Source organism: Bacillus altitudinis, from assembly GCF_001191605.1.
Classification (GTDB): Bacteria; Bacillota; Bacilli; order Bacillales; family Bacillaceae; genus Bacillus; species Bacillus altitudinis.
Genome location: NZ_CP009108.1, coordinates 525,322 through 543,855, shown reverse-complemented (window position 1 = coordinate 543,855; position 18,534 = coordinate 525,322). Strand labels below are relative to the sequence as shown.

The window sequence follows — 18,534 nt, the reverse complement described above, 5'->3', positions numbered from 1 at the left end:
GAGAAAGGCGCACAATCGTGGTTTTAATCCTGTTTGACGGTAATATCTTCGTCAAAATACTTTTCGCTAATTTGTCTTAATGTTCCGTCTTTTTTGAGTGCATCAATCGCATCATTGATCTCTTTCATGAGCTCTTTATTGTCTTTAGAGACAGCGATTGCTTGCTCACTTTGCCCGAGTCTTTCTTGTGCTTCAATTTTAAGTTTTTTCTTCATGGCTTCTGCACCCGTGGCAAAATCAGTGACGACCGCATCGTGTTTGCCGTTGGCTAGTGCTTCTAAAGCGACAACATCACTGTCGTAATATTTTGGTTCCTGCCCGCTATGTTCTTTGGCAATATCCGCATAGGACGAACCTTTAGAGACAGCGATTTCCTTGTCTTTTAAGTCATCTGCACTGTGAATGTCTGCGCCGGGTCTTGTGAAGATTTGCGGACCGGAGTAGTAATACGGTTGAGAAAAAAGGACGTGTTTTTTTCGTTCCTCGTTGATGGTATGACTTGCAACGGCCGCATCAAATTTGCCTGCTTTGACGCCTTCGACGATGCCTGCGAATTTATATTTTTTCTGTACAGGCTCGAGGCCCATCTTGTCGCTAATCGCATTGCCGACATCAATATCAAAGCCGGACATCTGGTTTCCATCCATGTAACTGAATGGATGGAATTCACCTGATGCTGCAAAAATAAATTTCCCATCTTCCAAAATCGGCGACCCTTTCGCTGTAGAATTACGTTTATCTCCGTTCCCATTTGTTTCATTTGAACCGCACGAAGACAGAAGTAATACTGCAACCGAGAAAAGGGCTGGGACCCAAAACCGTCTTTTTTTAATAATAAGCTTCTCCTCCTTTTCAGCCGTTCTCCGTATAAGGAGAAAGTAGGCTTTTAAATATGTGTAGCATCTTACCATTTGTTCCTCATATTCTCAATTTTATATGCGCTTTTCCAACACTTGCCCTTTTTAGAATGTATGTCTTGCTTTTCGGAGAGAGAACTTGAATTGCTAAGGGTAAAAAAGGGAAATGAATCTCATAATAACGAGGAGATAGACAAAGAACGTGTATGTCAAAAGAAGGGGGCGGGTGTATGATCAAATGGAAAGACAACCGGAATGTTTTTTTAACGGCGATTGCTTTTGGCACGATGTTAAATCCACTGAATTCCTCGATGATTTCTTTAGCCTTGCATCAAATTCAGCATGAGTTCGGTTTGTCGTTTACGACGGTATCTTGGCTCATTTCAACCTTTTATTTGGCCAGCGCGGTCACGCAGCCGGTGAGTGGACGAATTGGAGATCATGTGATGAGCCGGAGAACCTTATTTTTATTTGGACTAGTTCTAGTGGCAGTCTCAGCCATTTGTGCGCCGTTTGCCCCGACTTTTGCGGTGCTGATTGTGATCCGGCTTCTTCAGGCGATTGGAAGCAGTGCGATCTATCCTTCAGGTGTTGGACTGATTCGGGATCATGTGAAGGAACGACAAGCTTCTGCTTTAGCGGTATTGTCCATCTTTGCTTCAGCGATGACAGCACTCGGGCCGACACTTGGCGGGTTTTTGATGACGATCGGCAGCTGGCCGGCGATCTTTTTAGTAAATCTGCCATTCATATTGATCAGTTTTTTTCTAGGCTTTTCCTTATTTCCTAAGGAGAAGAAGAAAAAATTGCGTATAGGAGACACTGTCCGAAAGCTTGATTTGCCAGGGATGTTGCTATTTACAGTTTGTATTGTCCTTTTGCTTTCTTTTTTATTATCACTATCTGATGGTATTCAGTATGTACAGGGCATTCTCTGTCTTGTGAGTGCGGGTGCTTTTATATGGTGGGAGCATCAGGTGGATGAGCCATTTATCCAAATTCGGATGTTCAGGCAGGAGAAACGGCTTTCACTTGTGTATGTGCAATTTATCATTTTAAATATTTTCTTCTATTGTCTCTTTTTTGGCTTGCCAAGTTATTTTCAGGATGAATTGGGCTGGCGTGTGGAGATGACGGGTCTCTTTATGCTTTGCATGTCTGGAGTGAGCATTATGGTATCGCCGCTGACTGGCAAGTGGGTAGATCGCGGCGATGAACGGCATCCTGTTTTGGCAAGTGCTGTGCTCATGCTGGCCGGCGCTTCCGCCATGACTTTCTTTTTTATTCCTGCGCCATTCTGGGGGAAAGGACTGGTTCTTGCTTTGCTTGGACTCAGTTACGGGATTGGAAATGTTGCGCTTCAAGCTGCGATGTTAAAAGCGAGCCCTCAACAAATGATTGGCACGACCTCTGGGCTTTTTCAAACATGCAGGTACCTTGGTTCCATTCTGTCATCTGCCGTGCTTGGCATGCTGTTTGGTGAGGAAATTGCAGGTTCTCATTTTGACCAATTAGGCTGGACATTGATCATGATTTCTCTTGTCGGCATTAGCGTCAGCCTTTATTTTTCGAGTATGGTCAGAGGAAAACAAACAATGAAAAAAGCGGCTGGGATAAAGTAGAAGAGAGGTCTTCCATACTTTATCGCAAGCCGCTTAAGAGTTGGACAGGTCTGACCCTTGGTCCTTTTGCTTCCTTCTGAAAATTTTGCCCACAATGTTCTCGTAAAATGTCACGATACGGTCAATTGGAGAGTCAAAGAACTTCCATAATTTATTCATGATAAAGACAACCACAATCGATACGATTAAGCTGCCTAATACATCAAATGGATAATGATGGCCGACCCAGATGCGGGAGAACCCTGTCAGTAATCCAAAAACAAGCAAAATATTGCCGAGTTTTTTATTACGGGATCGAATGGCTAGTGAAAGAGCCAGTGCACCTGTTGTATGGTCACTTGGGAAGGAAGCGTCTGCTGAGTGCGGGATGAGTGTGTCGACTTTGTGCGCCACAAACGGCCGCTCTTCATAATAAAACAGCGTAATGGCAAAATTGACGATGAGTGCCACGATGCCTGTTACACCAGAAAAGAAGACATGCTTCTTAAATTTGTGATTACCTAAAAACCAACAAATCAATAAGACGAGGGCATATACGAGAATGGCCTTTTTCGTAATGAAAATCATGGCCTGATCTAAAAACTCAGAATGATGAGCCATCCCGTGTATGACTTTAAACAATTCGTAATTCAAAACATCACCTATACTTTCGCTTAACGCCAACTATTTTTCAAAAGACCTATCTGTTCATTTGAAATATCCTATATTTTAGCATGTTTTCAGTGAAGTTTAAAACAGTATCCTATTCTGATAGGGAAACCTTTTGTGCTTTTGCTTCTTGCGGTTTTCGTTCGCTCCAATAAAAAACGCCCATGCTGAGTAACACGACAACGCCAGCAATGAGATATACATTTGAAAAATCTGTGAAGCTGACAAGCAGTCCGAAGACAAAGGATCCAGCGGCAATCCCCGTATCATACAAGGTAAAGAAAGTTGCTGTGGCGTAGCCTGTACGGTGTGCTGGTGAGTGCTGTATCGCAAGTGTTTGTAGACATGGCACCAAAGAGCCGTAGCCAAGGCCGATGACAGCGCCGGATAAAAGAAGCATGGTGGCTGTTTGTGTAGCGGTCAGCATCCATAAACCAATCGCAAAGAGAGCAATAGATGGATAGATCACAATATGAGGCCCGACTCGGTCAAACAGTCTGCCTGTAAATGGACGTGATCCAAGCATTGCAGCTGCAAAAACAATGAAGAAATAACTGCTTGCACCCATCAGGTGAAGTGAATTGGCATAGACTGAAATAAATGAAATGATCGGCGAGTAACAGAAGGAGATAATGATTCCAACTGCTGCCGTTTTTAAAGCGCCTTTTTCAAACAGATGAGAAAAAGTGAATCGAAAGACGACACTTCCGCCATTTTCAGGCTCTGGCTGTCTAATCAGCATCGTGAAAGCTGCACCGATGGAGACGATGATGGAAAAGAGCAGAAATAAAGAATGGAATCCGATTTTTCCGACTTGATTCAGTGCGATAAACGGACCGATGACCACGGCAAGGTTCATCGACATGACAAAGTATCCAAGACCCTCTCCTCGTTTATGTTTCGGAATCATATCAGCTGCAATGGCACTTGCTACGGTTGTCAAAATGCTGAAGAAGATTCCTTGCACGAAACGCAGCATGAGAAGTGTTTGGAATTGATCAATTGGAATGTATAAATAAGTGAGCAGGGCAAAAGCCGTTGAAGAAAAAATCGCCATGCGTTTCTTGCCGAATTTCTCAATAATGGCCCCTGAAAATGGCCTTGTCACAATTGCTGATAATAAGAAGACCGTCACAAGGAGGCCACCCTGTGATTCTGTTCCATTTAATTCATCCATTGTGTAAATGGGGAGTAGTGTCAAAAGGGCATAAAAAGAGGTGAATGTAAATAAATTCACCAGGACAATCATGATAAAGTCTTTTGTCCAAATGCGTTCGTTCATGGTGTATGTCACTTCCTATTCAGTTGATAATTTGTGTAAAAGTGTATGGAGGAGTTGTTTTTCTTCGTAGGTGAAATCTGAAAGACATTCTTCTTCAAATTGTTCCATCGTCTGTTTGATTTCTTTAAACTTTGTTTTTGTATCGTCTGTCATGACGATGAGATTCTCACGTTTGTCTTTTCCTTGGACTCGTTTCACCCAGCCGTTTGCTTCTAGACGCGTCACGGTTCTGGTAATCGTCGGTGCTTCGACGTTCAAATAGGTCCAAATGTCTTTTTGTGTTTTAGGGCCGAATGTATCCAAACAAAAAAGTACAGTCCACTGGGACATGTACAAGTCATAAGCAGCAAGCGCTTCGTTCGCTTTTTTAGACAGCAGCCGCGCGCTTTGATGTATTTGATGTAAACACTCTCTGTTTAACGTATCCATAGGCTCACCTTTATTCATTATTTATCTAGGTAAATAAAATCACCTTTCCTATTTTACGTGTTACACCGATGCTTGTAAAGTGAAAATTTTCGCCACTCGAAATGATTTTTTGTTTTGTCTTTTCTGATAAATCCCTTGTCCCATCTTCATTTTTAGCATATTCCCTATGCAATGCTAATACACTGTTACAAACCTGACAAAGAGAGTGTTTGAGGTGAGGGATCGTGTTTGGCATTTACTACCTAATGGATGAGAAATTAAGACGAACAAGCGCTGCTGAAAATGGATAATATTGATACGGATCTCATTTCACACTTCTCACATCCATTTTAGGGAGGTCGAGTGGTGTGCACGATTACATCAAAGAGCGAACAATCAAGATAGGAAAGTATATCGTGGAGACAAAGAAAACCGTTCGTGTAATTGCGAAAGAATTTGGAGTCTCTAAAAGTACTGTACACAAGGATCTAACAGAAAGACTGCCAGAAATTAATCCAGATCTGGCTAACGAAGTGAAGGAGATACTGGATTATCATAAATCAATCCGTCACCTGCGAGGGGGAGAAGCCACAAAGTTAAAGTATAAAAAAGAAGAAATTTTAGAAGGTGAGCCTGTAAAACAGTAAGCTTTAGTTCTTTGTTCATAAACATGATATATATATCTTCCTCTTATCGGTAGTTTCTAACCACAAATTTTGTAAAGACTTTTGTAAAGAAATATCTTTTTTTCTGCAAATTATGATAGAATATATAATTAGGGCAGAATGTGGTATTTGCTATGGAAACAGATTTTCAAGGAGGATATATATAGATGTTTGCTAGGGATATTGGAATTGATCTTGGTACTGCAAATGTACTGATTCATGTCAAAGGAAAAGGAATTGTGTTAAATGAACCATCTGTTGTCGCTCTTGATAAAAACAGCGGGAAAGTATTAGCTGTTGGAGAAGAAGCGAGACGTATGGTTGGACGTACGCCTGGGAATATTGTTGCGATTCGTCCATTAAAAGATGGCGTAATTGCTGATTTTGAAGTAACTGAAGCGATGCTCAAGCATTTTATTAACAAATTGAATGTGAAAGGGCTGTTCTCTAAGCCGCGTATGCTCATCTGCTGCCCGACAAACATTACATCTGTTGAGCAGAAGGCAATCAAAGAAGCTGCTGAAAAAAGCGGCGGGAAGCATGTATTTCTTGAAGAAGAGCCAAAAGTAGCAGCAATTGGTGCTGGTATGGATATTTTTCAGCCAAGTGGAAACATGGTCGTAGATATTGGAGGCGGAACGACAGATATCGCTGTCATCTCGATGGGTGACATTGTAACCGCCTCTTCTATTAAAATGGCTGGAGACAAATTTGACCTGGAAATTCTCAACTACATTAAAAAAGAGTACAAGCTGTTGATCGGTGAGCGAACTGCAGAGGACATTAAGATCCAAGTTGCAACGGTATTCCCAGACGCACGTCACGAAGAGATTTCGATTCGTGGACGAGACATGGTGACAGGATTACCAAGAACGATTACCGTCACAAGCAAAGAAGTAGAAGAAGCATTACGTGAATCTGTATCTGCCATTGTTCAGGCTGCGAAACAAGTTCTTGAAAGAACACCACCTGAATTATCAGCTGATATCATTGACCGCGGCGTCATCATTACTGGTGGCGGAGCGCTTCTAAACGGGCTTGATCAATTGCTTGCAGAAGAGCTGAAAGTACCAGTTTTCGTTGCAGAAAATCCAATGGATTGTGTAGCAGTTGGTACTGGCGTGATGCTTGATAATATGGACAAGCTGCCAAAGCGTAAACTCAGCTAATGATTTCCCTCATTCTTTTTAGAAAGAATGGGGGATTTTTATTAAAGAAGCCTGCCAATATGCCGATATATTTCATAGAAGATTGTGTACTGATGATTTTAGGTCATGTGAAAGAATTTGAATGAGGTGAGCACGTGTTAAAAGGACTATACACCGCAACATCTGCCATGATCGCTCAAGAGCGGCGGACAGAAATGCTTTCAAATAATATCGCAAATGCGAATACTCCAGGCTATAAAGCAGATGAAGGGGCCATGCGCGCATTTCCAGAAATGCTGCTAAGCCGAATGGAATCAGGACGTTTCCAAACATCTTCAGGCAAAGGCTTTAGTATCCCGCAGCAAACGGCGATCGGCGGAATTAATACGGGAACATACATGCAGGAATTGATTCCCCAATTTACACAAGGAACATTAAAAACAACGGATCAAACAACTGATATTGCATTAGTAGAAAATAATGTACCCATCAACCCGGAGACAAATCAAAAGTCAGCGCTTTTTTATGCTGTGAATACACCAGAAGGCGTTCGTTATACGAAAAGCAGTTCCATTACATTGAATGATCAAAATCAGCTGACGATCAATGGACGTGCCCTTCTCTCCGTGACGGGCCAGCCGATTACCGTTCAAAGTGAGAATTTCAAAGTGAACGCAGATGGAACCGTGAGTGAAAACGGACAAAACCTTGGACAAATTGATGTACGTGTTGCAATGGATACAAGAAACCTTGCGCGTGAAGGAAATGATTTATACCGTACAGCTGATAACCAGCCTCTTCCAAGTGCGGTCAATAACGGTCAAATGTCCTATACATTAAGCCAAGGTGTATCAGAGCTGTCGAACGTTGATGTGACGAAATCATATACAGAAATGACAACAGCCTACCGCGCATTTGAAACAAACCAAAAAGTGGTTCAGGCATATGATAAAAGTTTAGAAAAAGCAGTGAATGAAATCGGAAGAGTGTATTAATGAAGAAATGAAAGAGAGAGGAGGATTCTCATGCTTAGAACGATGATCAATGCAGCTGTGTCGATGAACGAGGTGCAAAAGCAGCTTGATATCATTAGTAATAACATCGCAAACAGTGAAACAACAGGGTATCGTGCGAAAAACACCCGTTTTTCAGAGCTGGTGAGACAACAGTTTAATCAGGTAGATGAAAAAAATGAGCAGGTGGCAAACAGTCGTCTGACACCTGCTGGTTTAAGGCTTGGAACTGGAACGATGGTCAATGCATCCATTAACTCATTGCAAGGGTCTATTAAAGAAACAGGTCGTGACCTTGATGTTGCATTTGGTGCGCCATCTCAGTATTTGCAGGTCAATGCTGGCGGTAACATCCGGTATACAAGAGATGGCTCTCTTTATTTACAGCCAGGAAATAATCGGAATCAAGTCCAGCTGGTGACAAGCGAAGGCCATCCGATTCTTGACGAAAACGGGAATGAGATTGTCTTAAATGCGAATTTTCGTGATATTTCTATCGATAAAAATGGCCGGCTTACAGCTATTTCTCGAGGCAATCAACCGAATCAGCAGGTGAATCTTGGGGTTGTTCAAGTGAATAATTCTTCAGCACTCATCTCTGAAGGAGAAAATTTGTTCTCAGTCGACGGCAACTATCAAGGCGCTTTAACGGCACTGAATGGGGCAAACCGTCAGGCCATTCAACTTCAGCAAGGTGCACTTGAAACGTCGAATGTGGACATGTCTAAAGAATTAACAGACCTCATGACAACACAGCGTTCGTATCAGATGAACTCAAGAACCATTACGATGGGCGATCAGATGCTAGGACTCATTAATACCATTCGATAATGAGCAGGCGGATGTCAGCCTCTCATGATAAAAAAGGCGGCTCGCTCAAAGTCGCCCTTTTTTTTATAAAAATCTGAGACATCTGCAAGCAGATCTTCAAGATCAATCCAGGCTTCTTTTCGTTCAAGACATGTGACGAGTGTAGCAATCTGTTCATCTGCCTTGGGCGTTTGGCTGTAGAGAAGGAATAAAATTTGGAACTTGATTCTTAATAGATCAAATTGGGCATCAACGGCTTCTTTTAGCCCTTTTTGAATATATTTCATTCCTTCATCAGTTAAATTCTCTTTAAAGCAGGAACGCACAGTTTCATAGAGACACGATACATAGGAGTGGGCAGACTTCCGGTATGCTGGGAGCCGAAGCGCTTTTTTAAAGTATTCTAGTGCTTCCTTATGACGATTCTGTCTCGACTTGATAAAACCAGCGTCATAATACACGATACCAAGCAGTTCTTGGTCATCAATCATTTTCACGTATTCAATAATTTCAATAAAAATAGCTTCTGCTTCTTCATATTTTTTTTGGTCACTAAAGTTAAGTGCGAGCACAATTTTGCACCGATAAATGCTGTGGATATCCCCGTGCTTTGCAAAGATATTCATGGCTTTTTCAACATGTCGAATGGATAACAGTGAATAGCGGTTGTTATAATAAACACCACTTGTACGGAAATGAAACTCTGCTTCCTCTAGCTCATCGTCTAGCAGGGGCAGTTTCTCTTCTGCTTTTTCAAGATAATGAATGGCATCATTTTGATCGCTCTTCAAAGATTCGTATAAACCGAGAAAAAAGTAAAAATAATATTGTAGTTGATCGTTCATTTGATCTTTGTGGAGCATGAGTTCATGCTTCAGTTTTTCTAAGTCTTCTGTTTGGTTCATCCAGAGCTGATGGCGAAAAAGCATAAGCTGATAATGTAAATGAAGCTCCTGTTTCTTTGACAATCTACGTTTATATTTGGTTAAGGACGTTTTGATCTCTTCAGCCTTCGAAAAGTGTCGATGTTTTAGCATTGTATACCACGAATGGAGAAGTTTTTTAATGGATTTATCGCTTATAAAATTCATTTTTACCCTCTTATTCAATCAATGATGTAATATATATTACCATATTTGTGAAAAAACGATGAGTGTAGAGTGGATTATATTTCATGACAATAGGTAATAATAGATGTTATTTTTTACCATAATTGTTGGCTAGACATTGAAAAATGACTGCATTCATAATATACTTCAATAGGAATCAAATGAAGATTAGCGATATAGAAAAGAAGGAGAGATCAAGACATGCTTGATGCTCAGCAAATTCAAGACATTATTCCACACCGTTATCCATTTTTATTGGTTGACCGTATTTTAGAAGTTGATGGTGAGAAAAGAGCGGTTGGAATCAAAAATGTCACAGTAAATGAAGAATTTTTTAATGGCCATTTCCCAGGATACCCCGTCATGCCGGGTGTGCTTATTGTAGAAGCGCTCGCTCAAGTTTTTGGGGTCATCATGTTAGGTAAAGAAGAGAACAAAGGGAAAATTGGTTTGTTTGCAGGGATTGACAGCTGCCGATTCAAAAGACAGGTCAAACCCGGCGATCAGCTACGTTTAGAGGTTGAAGTCACGCGTCTTCGCGGTCCAGTTGCCAAAGGAAAAGCAGTTGCAACAGTAGATGGCGAAGTGGCATGTGAAGCAGAACTGACATTTTCTATCGGTCCTAAAGTATCGTAATGTGTCTGACGGTTCATCATGTATGAACCGTTTTTTATATGGAAACATTCAGCCAAAGCGGATAAGGACTTGCTTTTTTGACAAAAAAACGTCATATTAGACAAAAAAAGATGAAGGTGATAAACAATGCTGAAAGAATTTAGAGAGTTTGCCGTCAAGGGGAATGTGATTGACCTGGCTGTCGGTGTCATCATCGGGGGAGCATTTGGCAAAATTGTCACTTCTCTTGTGAATGATTTAATTATGCCGCTTGTTGGTATTATTGTGGGGGGGCACGATTTTAGCGGATTGTCTATTAAAATCGGTTCTGCTCAAATTTTGTATGGAAGTTTCATTCAAACAGTGGTCGACTTCTTGATTATCTCCTTTTCCATTTTTATCTTTATTCGTTATTTAAATAAATTAAAACGGAAAAAGGTAGAGGAAGAAGAAGTGGTTGAAACGCCAGATCAAACGGAAGTGTTGTTAACCGAAATTAGAGATTTATTGAAAAAACAAAGCCAATCGAAAGATGTGCAATAGAAAAAGAGCGGCTCATCCCGCTCTCAGCGTGTAGACAAACCCTCGCATTCTTTGTCAGGGCTGTGCTCCGGTGCTCACGAATATCAAATTCGCTCTACTCCGGTGCTCGCCCTTCCTTGACTTCAAAGGTTTTCTATCACGCTGAAAAGGAAGACAAAGGGCTAAAATAAAGTTCATTTTAGCCCTTTGTCAACCATCTAAGAGCGGCTCATCCCGCTCTTTTTTTATGTGTTCTGTTTAAAAGCATCCAGCAGTTTTTCTCCTGACAGCCCCTCTTTGACGAGGTCTTTTAATACTTCTTCGGTTTCTGTTCTGTAACGATTTGTGATCATTTTACCGTCGAGTAATACAGATATGTTTTCTTCTAAGGCAACGATGTTTTTGACTTGGACCGATAGATGAACAGGGCGGTTGTTTTCTTTTGTAATCGTCACGAGAATCTTTACTTCTGTATGCTGCTGGAAGAGCACCTCAAACACTTGTCTATGCTTCTTTGGAATCAGTGCCTCGATCATCCAGTGATTTTCGCCATCTTCTTTATTAATGATTAAGCCGTCACGAAGGGGAATGCTGGACATTTTATCTTGCTTTGGATCAAGTTCGATTTTTAAATCAATCAGCCTAAAGGTTTTCATATTTATCACCTCACAAGCGTTCATTATTCGTAAGTATCATTATAGCATACAACATCTGTATAAATGAAACCGCTACCTACTCAGAACTAGCTGCATATAAGTGAAAGGAGATGTTTTATGGAGTCCTATCAACTTCGAAACATACATATTGGTGAGGAAAAGGAAAGCAATGTGAGGGTCTATACATGGGGAGACATTCTCTCATTTTGTGATGTGTATATGGAAGAAGGGGAGTCCCTCACTTTTCAATACGTGACAGACGATCAAATGGACTGTTTTGAATTTCAATTGTCCATTCATGATGGAAGGCTTTGTTTTTATTGGTTTGCGTGGGACGGGTCTGACTATATTCACATGCCTTCTAGTAATTGGATTCATTCAGATGTTTTTTATCAATTTATGAAAAATAAGTATTTCGTCAAACAAAATAAGATGATGTTTTATACGCAAGCGGTAAAAAGTAAAAATGATTGAGGAAATAAAGAATTTGAAGAACGATTTTGTCATTTTCGTTTTTTGTCTCTTGTGCTATTTCTCAGTAGACTAGGGTTAGCTGAAAGGAAAGGAGGCAAAAGGCAAAGGTCTAGCATCTCGCGGCCCCCCTCTAGCTATAGCTGATAGACTTTGCCTTGTACACATATTCACTGCGTAATAGTAGAACCAAGGTTTATTTGTATCAGTCATGTGTCCCCTGTGAATCCCCTTATGCGTATCCGGTCATGTAGAGTGACCGGGTACTCTTATATTCATTGATAAGCCGATCATCCCTTGCAAATAGTGGATACTCATTTCATAATGATGATGGATTTGATAAACGGAAGGTCAACTGAAAATGAAGGCAAAAAAGGAGAGACCGATGACAAACATTCAATTAATCGCAACGGATTTAGACGGAACTTTATTGAACAGTGAGCACAAAGTGAGTCAGGAAAACGAGCAGGCGTTAAAGGAAGCAGCAGCGAGCGGGATTGAGGTTGTCGTTTCAACAGGAAGAGCGTATTTTGATGTGAAATCTATTTTTGATCAGCTTGGGATGAATACGTGGGTCATCAGTGCAAATGGAGCTGTGATTCATGATCCAGAAGGTCAGGTATATCATTCGGCTGTTCTAGAAGAAGAAAAAGCAAAACACATCTTATCATGGCTTGAGGAGCGTGATTATTATTATGAAGTGTTTACGAATGAAGCCATTTACACACCAAACCGCGGCAGAGAGCTTCTGGCGATAGAAATGGACCGCTTAAAGAGTGCAAATCCAGAAACGGATCAGCGTGTTCTTGAGCAAGCGGCTGAAGTTCAATACAGCCAGTCAGGTTTTGCTTATATTGATACATATCAAGAATTGTTTCGTGAGGATCAGAAGCTTTCATTTTATAACATCTTAGGTTTCTCATTTTTTCAAGACAGATTGAAAGCCGGATGGGATGCGTTTGGACATGATTCTGAATTAACATTGGTCAGTTCGGCTGATCATAACTTTGAAATTGGTGCAAAGGAAGCGTCGAAAGGGCAGGCGTTAACCAGGCTGGCGGAAAAGCTCGGTATTCCATTAAGCCAAACAGCGGCTGTAGGAGACAGTTTAAATGATGAATCGATGATTCGGGCAGCTGGGGTTGGAATTGCAATGGGGAATGCGAGAAAGGATATAAAAGAATTAGCTGATCACGTCACGTTAACAAATGATGAACATGGTGTGGCACATATGATTCAACATCTTTTGAAATAATTGAATCGTATGTATTTGTATAAATGACATAGGATGAAGCGCATTCTACAAAAGAGGAATTCAGAACTACTTCTATTTACACCTGCTATGGAACATCATATAATTTAATTATGAATATAACCCGCTTGTAAGGAAGTTAAGGAGAGTAAACGAATGGCGCTGGAATCTTATAAGTCCGACAATCTGCATTTAATCAAGGAAGCCTTAGACTATACTCAGGTTGGCCTGACGGTGACGGACCCGTCTTTACCTGATAATCCTTTAATATATGTGAACAAGGGCTTTTTAGATATGACAGGCTATCAAGAAACCGAAGTATTAGGAAAGAACTGTCGTTTCCTTCAAGGAGATGAAACTGAACAGATTGCTCTCAAACAAATTAGGGCAGCCATTGAAAACAAAGAGGCTGTCACTGTACAGTTGAAAAACTATAAAAAATCTGGTCAAATGTTTTGGAACGAGTTAAGTGTGGCGCCTCTATGGATTGATGAAAATGAAGGGAAACGCCTTTATTTCGTCGGTCTGCAAAAGGATGTTACGAAAGAGAAGGAACAGCAAGAGCTTCTTGAGCAATCTATTGATGAAGTATTGAATATTTCTGTCCCGATTGTTCCGGTGAAGGATGGTATTTCTGTACTGCCGATCATTGGTACGTTAACAGCGCCAAGATTTGATAAAATCATCTCAACGGTCTCCACTTATATCTCTCAATCCAAAGACGATTACTTCATTGTGGATCTGTCTGGTTTATTAGAGGTGGATTCATTTGTGGCGGATGCGATCTTTAAGCTGAACGATTTGATTTTAATGACTGGCACTGAACTGATCGTGACAGGTATTAAACCAAATCTTGCGATGAAAATGGGAGAAATGAGAGAGGACTTCCGTGAGTTGAATACGTATATGAATGTGAAATCTGCATTGAAAAAGCTACAAATTTAAGCATTCCTTTATATGAGATTAAAAAAAGAGGACTTTTCATCAAGTTTGAGAAAAGTCCTCTTTTTGCTGTCATTAAGATGATTGAGCGGCTGCACTTAACGTGAATAAATCTTCTAGTTCGTTCGTTGACAGCTCTGTAATCCAGCTTTCACTTTGGATAATTTGATCATTTAACGTTTGTTTTGTTTCGAGCATTTGATCAATTTTTTCCTCTATCGTGCCGGTTGTGATCATCTTATGGACGTGAACAAACCGCTTTTGCCCGATGCGGTAAGCACGGTCTGTTGCTTGGTTTTCTACAGCAGGATTCCACCATCTATCGTAGTGAATGACATGATTGGCGGCGGTTAAGTTTAGTCCGGTTCCTCCTGCTTTTAAAGAAAGAATTAAGATGTTGAACTCTTTTTTCTGGAAGCGTTCCACCATTTTGTCCCGATCATGTTTTGATAAGCTCCCATTTAAAAATTGAACTGGTTCTCCAAACATCTTTTCAGCCAGCTGTTTGATCATGTTGCCCATTTCAATATACTGCGTAAAAATGAGACAGCTTTCTCCTTGTTCGTGTATGGCTTTTAACAGCTCTGCTAATTTATCCATTTTTAATGAACGTTTCAACAATTTCACATCTGTCCCGCTCTCTTTTAAATAAAGAGCAGGATGATCGCAAATTTGTTTGAGTCTGCCAAGCATACTTAAAATGATGGCTTTCCGCTGCATCCCTGTTAATGAGGCCATATGTTCGAATGTATCTTTGACCAGCTGTTCATATAAAGATGCCTGCTCTGCAGATAACGGGATGAATTCTTTTTCTTCTAGTTTCTCTGGCAGATTGAGTGCGACTTCTTCATCTTGTTTTGTTCGTCTTAATAAGAATGGCTTGATCAGCTGCTGCAGCTGTTGGATTCTTTTTTCTTCACGGTCTTTTTCAATCGGAAGGACGAACTTTTTATGAAAACTGGTCAGGCTGCCGAGATATCCTTTGTTCACGAAGTCGAAAATAGACCAAAGCTCTGTCAAGCGGTTCTCCATCGGTGTCCCGCTGAGGGCAATGTGGTGCTGTCCTTTTAATTGCCTAATGGCTCTCGATTGTTTCGTATGGGCATTTTTAATGTTCTGGGCTTCGTCTAAGCAAATGGTATTCCATTTGGCTGCTGTTAATTCATCACGGTCAGAATGTGAGAGACCATACGAAGTGAGGACGATATCTGTTGATTCGTACGCTTTTGTAAAGTTCTCACCTTGTGGACGTGACGGTCCATAATGCAGAGCGACATTCAAATGTGGTGCGAATGTTTCAAGCTCTCTTTGCCAGTTCCCTAATACGGAAGTCGGTGCAATGATGAGAGATGGAGCAGCGTCTTGTTGATGCTCCTTCAAATAGGTGAAATAAGCGATCATTTGAATCGTTTTTCCAAGCCCCATATCATCTGCTAAACAAGCCCCGAATCCATGAGACCTTAAGAACAGAAGCCAGTTGACACCGTGTTGCTGATACGGGCGCAGTGTGCCCTTAAAGGACTCACTCATCTCATAGGATGGCAGTTCTTGTGTATCATTTAACTGATGAACAAGCCCTCGTAATTGAGACGAAAGTTCAAATTGAATATGGGCAAAGGCTGAACTGTCTAGCAGCTCAGGAATCGACTCAGAAGAGGCTTCTTGGTCTGCGAGTTCACGTGATAAAATATCCGACATATGAAGTCCTTCGTTCTCAGCGCGCTCCATCCATTTCTTCATTTGCTGGATAAAGGTCGGATCAATTTTAATCCATTGTCCACGAATGTTGACAAGACGACGTTTACTTTGAACAAGCTCGTTGAACTCATCTTCTGTCAGCTCAATCCCATTTGTGGCAAAGCGCCAATTAAAGTCCATAAGGGCATCCATTCCAACGTGCGATTCGCCTCGTGGTGTGGAGGAAATCCGTGCTTTTAGCATCATGGTGCTTTCTTTGACGATTTGCCACCATGATGGAAGCAGGATCTCAATCCCCATGTTCACAAGTGTTTCACTCGCTTCAGATAGGAAGAGCCACGCTTCTTCTTCTGACATGAGGGTGGTACCAGATGTAAATGAGAGCCAAGGGACAATCTGACCGAACCGCTCTAGCTCTCTGGTGATTTTTTCTTGAAACGGACGCCATGATTTTTTTAAAGAACGGATGCCTTCAAAGAAATGCAGATCACTGTTTTTCTTATCACGCAAAAACAATTCAATTTTCCAATCATCTCCGTCGAAATCAGGCTCATTTAAACGCAAGCCGACAGTGAAAGGCGTCTCATCATCAATCCAGCCGATCGTTTCCAAGAAATCCTGTTCATCTAAAAAATGACCTTGGAAGGAGGAAAGAGCAGGCGATTGTGCAGTCATTCGGTTCCATTTGTGCTGCAAGGCATCATCATATTGAATGTAATCCTGTACGGCAAAGGAGAACCAATCAGCTGTGTAGCCATCTAACAGGCCTTCTTTGTCTTTAAAGCGAAGCATCCCTTTTGTCCAAGCCTCGAAATCTGGGACAAAATCTTCATCCTCGATGAATTCGTAAATGGTTGAGGCTGTTTTCATAAGCGGCTCTGTTTCATCCGTTAACGTCACATGGCTGAAAGTATTGAATGAATTTTTCCCTAACAATTCAACGGTCATCCAAGGACTTAACAGGAAGGCAGGTGTGCCAATAAAGCTCACATCTTCTAAGAATGTTCCGTAAAAAGATGATTCGTGCCATTGGAAAAGCTGCCTCTTCATTTCATTTAGCGGTACAGGCTGTCCGTCCTCTGCTTGCGCTGAAATGGTGAAAGAGAAATCTTCGGTTTGTTCTGCATGAATGACAATTTGTTTATGGCGTGTCATCAATTAATTTTCCTTTCTTCATTTCCTCTTGGAACGCACGCAGCCGTTTTGTTGAATCTTGCAGCTGCTGTACATATCTTTCCCACACCGCGTTTTTCTTCGTTTTATGATAAAGCGTACGCAGTTTCTGGAGCATTTTCACAGATTCCCGGTAAGCACTTCGATTCTTTTGATCGAGAAGCAGTGAGATTTCCCGGTGGTATGAAGGAATGAGTGCTTCAGGCTCTTCCTTTGCAATCTGTTTTATTAATTCTTTCTCCAACTCACTGATAGAGAAACCAACGAGGCTGTGTATTTCAATCCATTCTGCATAGCGTTCTTGTGCATATAAGAGCTGACTATATTCAGTAAATGCATAAGGCATACAGATTTGGAGATAGCGTTCATACAAGAAATGATCTTTCGTCTGTTTAAAGTACGCGTCTAAATAAAAGAAGAAATCGCTGACGGCTCCACGCAGTTCTCTATAAGATAGGTCAAGCTGGCAATATTCTTCTAATACATATGTGATCTCTTGATACCAAAGTTTGAGACGCTTCCAGTCCTTGCGGTTTGTGAGATCCTTTAGCCAATTGAGCACATTCGGCAGCATATCTGCATTGAGCAATTTTAATTGCTGGAAGAGTCTTTCGTCTTCTTTTAGCAAATAATCCATATGCATCAGCCCAATGGTGCGCTCAACCGTTTGCTCCTGCTGTTGGGCGCTCTTGAGTAATTCTGTTTCTTTTTTGACCCATTTCCCTCTATTTAATATAGTTCCCCACATTTCCATAAAGACCGCAACTCGTTCATGCTGGAAAGGTCCGCTGATTTGAAGAAGTGTCCGAACGGCAGTTGGTGTGTTTTCAAGAAACGGATCGAGGGAAAAGGAAAGGGCGTATGTCCTCAAATGATCCACTGAATCAAAAATGGTGTTCATGAGCTGTTCTACATATGGATTCATTGAATAAAAGTCTTTTTCGGCATCAAGGCGGCCGAGGTCGATTAGCTCATGGAGCCTTAACCACACATCGATGGACGTATGAATCGCATACAAACTCTTGAATTCAGGTGAAGTGGGTGCGTGTTTTTTCAGGATCGATAAATAGCCGTAATACAAATGCTGTGGTGTTTGCTGGTGCTTCGGTGTCCGTTTCAGCCAGAGGTGAAATTCCTCCTGGAAAAAATTCAGCCAGCTCTGAAGTGATTGTTCATCTGGGCGCTTCACTTGGAAGTGCTGGCGAATGAGTTCTTTGCTGCGCTGTAATTCATCCTTCTCTGACCAATTTTCTGTAAAGCCGGTCACACTCTCTACTTGAGCGTATAGCGAAAAGAAGACAGCGAGGATATGTTTACATAGTCCATCAGCTGGACATGAGCAGCTGCTTCTCACTGGAAACAGCACATGAAGGTGGACTCTTGCTGCCACGACATCATGTACATAAGCTGACCATTCGGTATCAGACTCTTGCTTGAGCCGATATACGCTGTCCTGTCTATAAGTAATCAATGCTTTTTTGATGAGTTGCTTGTTTTCATCTGTTGCAGGAAGAAGTTCTTTGATCTGTTCGGCTGTTTGTTTGATTTCTTCTTCGTTGATGTTGTGCTGAAGCATTTGATCCGCTCCTAACCAAGTAAAAGATTCCAATTCTTTTATTATAGCTCAATGGTGATTTATAAAA

General features: G+C 41.3%; 18 protein-coding genes. 10 read left to right on the top strand and 8 right to left on the bottom strand.

What is annotated here, in order from left to right; genetic code table 11:
• Positions 1 to 23: 23 nt before the first annotated feature.
• The gene (locus ID12_RS02685; protein ID WP_046526713.1) at positions 24 to 911 is read right to left on the bottom strand and encodes a transporter substrate-binding domain-containing protein; all 888 of its coding nucleotides are present in this window, start codon (positions 909 to 911) and stop codon (positions 24 to 26) included.
• A gap of 176 nt (positions 912 to 1,087) precedes the next feature.
• Here ID12_RS02685 and ID12_RS02680 point away from each other — a divergent pair, with 176 nt between their 5' ends.
• Positions 1,088 to 2,479: an MFS transporter gene (locus ID12_RS02680; RefSeq protein WP_046526712.1), complete on the top strand. Its 1,392-nt coding sequence runs from the start codon at positions 1,088 to 1,090 to the stop codon at positions 2,477 to 2,479.
• Positions 2,480 to 2,512: 33 nt separating this feature from the next.
• On the opposite strand, the gene ID12_RS02675 is transcribed toward ID12_RS02680, so the two are convergent.
• From ID12_RS02675 to ID12_RS02665, 3 genes are all read right to left on the bottom strand, one after another.
• On the bottom strand, positions 2,513 to 3,112 hold the full coding sequence (locus tag ID12_RS02675; protein ID WP_008343330.1) for an undecaprenyl-diphosphatase: 600 nt from the start codon (positions 3,110 to 3,112) through the stop codon (positions 2,513 to 2,515).
• Between the two features lie 109 nt (positions 3,113 to 3,221).
• A complete protein-coding gene (locus tag ID12_RS02670; protein ID WP_008343329.1) occupies positions 3,222 to 4,409 on the bottom strand; it encodes an MFS transporter in 1,188 nt (395 codons plus the stop codon).
• A gap of 15 nt (positions 4,410 to 4,424) precedes the next feature.
• Positions 4,425 to 4,838 carry a MarR family winged helix-turn-helix transcriptional regulator gene (locus tag ID12_RS02665; RefSeq protein ID WP_050827640.1) on the bottom strand — a complete coding sequence of 138 codons (414 nt, stop codon included), beginning with the start codon at positions 4,836 to 4,838 and terminating at the stop codon, positions 4,425 to 4,427.
• 347 nt (positions 4,839 to 5,185) lie between these two features.
• Here ID12_RS02665 and spoIIID point away from each other — a divergent pair, with 347 nt between their 5' ends.
• The 4 genes from spoIIID (at position 5,186) to ID12_RS02645 (ending at position 8,474) form a co-directional block, all read left to right on the top strand.
• Positions 5,186 to 5,464 (top strand): sporulation transcriptional regulator SpoIIID, encoded by a 279-nt coding sequence (gene spoIIID, locus ID12_RS02660; protein WP_008343327.1) that lies wholly within the window; start codon positions 5,186 to 5,188, stop codon positions 5,462 to 5,464.
• Positions 5,465 to 5,649: 185 nt separating this feature from the next.
• Entirely contained in the window at positions 5,650 to 6,651 is a 1,002-nt protein-coding gene (mbl, locus tag ID12_RS02655) for a cell shape-determining protein Mbl (protein WP_007497573.1), read from the top strand.
• 134 nt (positions 6,652 to 6,785) lie between these two features.
• Positions 6,786 to 7,625, top strand: a complete 840-nt coding sequence (locus tag ID12_RS02650) for a flagellar hook-basal body protein (protein ID WP_017360018.1) — start codon at positions 6,786 to 6,788, stop codon at positions 7,623 to 7,625.
• 30 nt (positions 7,626 to 7,655) lie between these two features.
• Complete coding sequence (locus ID12_RS02645) at positions 7,656 to 8,474, top strand: flagellar hook-basal body protein (RefSeq protein ID WP_007497568.1); 819 nt, start codon at positions 7,656 to 7,658, stop codon at positions 8,472 to 8,474.
• Between the two features lie 14 nt (positions 8,475 to 8,488).
• Here the strand turns inward: ID12_RS02645 and ID12_RS02640 are convergent, their stop codons facing one another.
• A complete protein-coding gene (locus tag ID12_RS02640) occupies positions 8,489 to 9,544 on the bottom strand; it encodes a tetratricopeptide repeat protein (RefSeq protein ID WP_008343319.1) in 1,056 nt (351 codons plus the stop codon).
• Between the two features lie 219 nt (positions 9,545 to 9,763).
• On the opposite strand from ID12_RS02640, the gene fabZ reads away from it, so the two are divergent.
• On the top strand, positions 9,764 to 10,198 hold the full coding sequence (gene fabZ, locus ID12_RS02635) for a 3-hydroxyacyl-ACP dehydratase FabZ (RefSeq protein WP_007497564.1): 435 nt from the start codon (positions 9,764 to 9,766) through the stop codon (positions 10,196 to 10,198).
• Between the two features lie 126 nt (positions 10,199 to 10,324).
• Complete coding sequence (gene mscL / locus ID12_RS02630; protein ID WP_008343317.1) at positions 10,325 to 10,720, top strand: large conductance mechanosensitive channel protein MscL; 396 nt, start codon at positions 10,325 to 10,327, stop codon at positions 10,718 to 10,720.
• 224 nt (positions 10,721 to 10,944) lie between these two features.
• Here the strand turns inward: mscL and ID12_RS02625 are convergent, their stop codons facing one another.
• Complete coding sequence (locus ID12_RS02625) at positions 10,945 to 11,355, bottom strand: YwpF-like family protein (protein ID WP_003215215.1); 411 nt, start codon at positions 11,353 to 11,355, stop codon at positions 10,945 to 10,947.
• A 117-nt stretch (positions 11,356 to 11,472) separates the two neighbouring features.
• On the opposite strand from ID12_RS02625, the gene ID12_RS02620 reads away from it, so the two are divergent.
• The 3 genes from ID12_RS02620 (at position 11,473) to ytvA (ending at position 14,023) form a co-directional block, all read left to right on the top strand.
• Positions 11,473 to 11,829, top strand: coding sequence for a hypothetical protein (locus tag ID12_RS02620; protein ID WP_008343305.1), 357 nt, complete (start codon positions 11,473 to 11,475; stop codon positions 11,827 to 11,829).
• Positions 11,830 to 12,220: 391 nt separating this feature from the next.
• Complete coding sequence (locus ID12_RS02615; protein ID WP_208970838.1) at positions 12,221 to 13,081, top strand: Cof-type HAD-IIB family hydrolase; 861 nt, start codon at positions 12,221 to 12,223, stop codon at positions 13,079 to 13,081.
• Between the two features lie 153 nt (positions 13,082 to 13,234).
• Positions 13,235 to 14,023 carry a YtvA family blue-light photoreceptor gene (ytvA, locus tag ID12_RS02610; protein ID WP_017360015.1) on the top strand — a complete coding sequence of 263 codons (789 nt, stop codon included), beginning with the start codon at positions 13,235 to 13,237 and terminating at the stop codon, positions 14,021 to 14,023.
• 72 nt (positions 14,024 to 14,095) lie between these two features.
• Here ytvA and ID12_RS02605 read toward each other — a convergent pair whose 3' ends face one another.
• Entirely contained in the window at positions 14,096 to 16,873 is a 2,778-nt protein-coding gene (locus ID12_RS02605) for a DEAD/DEAH box helicase (RefSeq protein WP_017360014.1), read from the bottom strand.
• The gene (locus ID12_RS02600) at positions 16,860 to 18,467 is read right to left on the bottom strand and encodes an SWIM zinc finger family protein (RefSeq protein ID WP_050826676.1); all 1,608 of its coding nucleotides are present in this window, start codon (positions 18,465 to 18,467) and stop codon (positions 16,860 to 16,862) included. Before ID12_RS02600 ends, ID12_RS02605 begins: the two co-directional genes overlap by 14 nt.
• Positions 18,468 to 18,534: the final 67 nt, after the last annotated feature.

Bases quoted from the DNA above. Each gene is read 5' to 3' on its own strand.
- ID12_RS02665 (WP_050827640.1), bottom strand. From the start codon at position 4,838: ATGGATACGTTAAACAGAGAGTGTTTACATCAAATACATCAAAGCGCG.
- ytvA (WP_017360015.1), top strand. From the start codon at position 13,235: ATGGCGCTGGAATCTTATAAGTCCGACAATCTGCATTTAATCAAGGAA.
- ID12_RS02640 (WP_008343319.1), bottom strand. From the start codon at position 9,544: ATGAATTTTATAAGCGATAAATCCATTAAAAAACTTCTCCATTCGTGG.
- ID12_RS02620 (WP_008343305.1), top strand. From the start codon at position 11,473: ATGGAGTCCTATCAACTTCGAAACATACATATTGGTGAGGAAAAGGAA.
- ID12_RS02670 (WP_008343329.1), bottom strand. From the start codon at position 4,409: ATGAACGAACGCATTTGGACAAAAGACTTTATCATGATTGTCCTGGTG.
- fabZ (WP_007497564.1), top strand. From the start codon at position 9,764: ATGCTTGATGCTCAGCAAATTCAAGACATTATTCCACACCGTTATCCA.
- ID12_RS02645 (WP_007497568.1), top strand. From the start codon at position 7,656: ATGCTTAGAACGATGATCAATGCAGCTGTGTCGATGAACGAGGTGCAA.
- ID12_RS02680 (WP_046526712.1), top strand. From the start codon at position 1,088: ATGATCAAATGGAAAGACAACCGGAATGTTTTTTTAACGGCGATTGCT.
- mbl (WP_007497573.1), top strand. From the start codon at position 5,650: ATGTTTGCTAGGGATATTGGAATTGATCTTGGTACTGCAAATGTACTG.
- mscL (WP_008343317.1), top strand. From the start codon at position 10,325: ATGCTGAAAGAATTTAGAGAGTTTGCCGTCAAGGGGAATGTGATTGAC.
- ID12_RS02605 (WP_017360014.1), bottom strand. From the start codon at position 16,873: ATGACACGCCATAAACAAATTGTCATTCATGCAGAACAAACCGAAGAT.
- ID12_RS02600 (WP_050826676.1), bottom strand. From the start codon at position 18,467: ATGCTTCAGCACAACATCAACGAAGAAGAAATCAAACAAACAGCCGAA.
- ID12_RS02685 (WP_046526713.1), bottom strand. From the start codon at position 911: ATGGTAAGATGCTACACATATTTAAAAGCCTACTTTCTCCTTATACGG.
- ID12_RS02625 (WP_003215215.1), bottom strand. From the start codon at position 11,355: ATGAAAACCTTTAGGCTGATTGATTTAAAAATCGAACTTGATCCAAAG.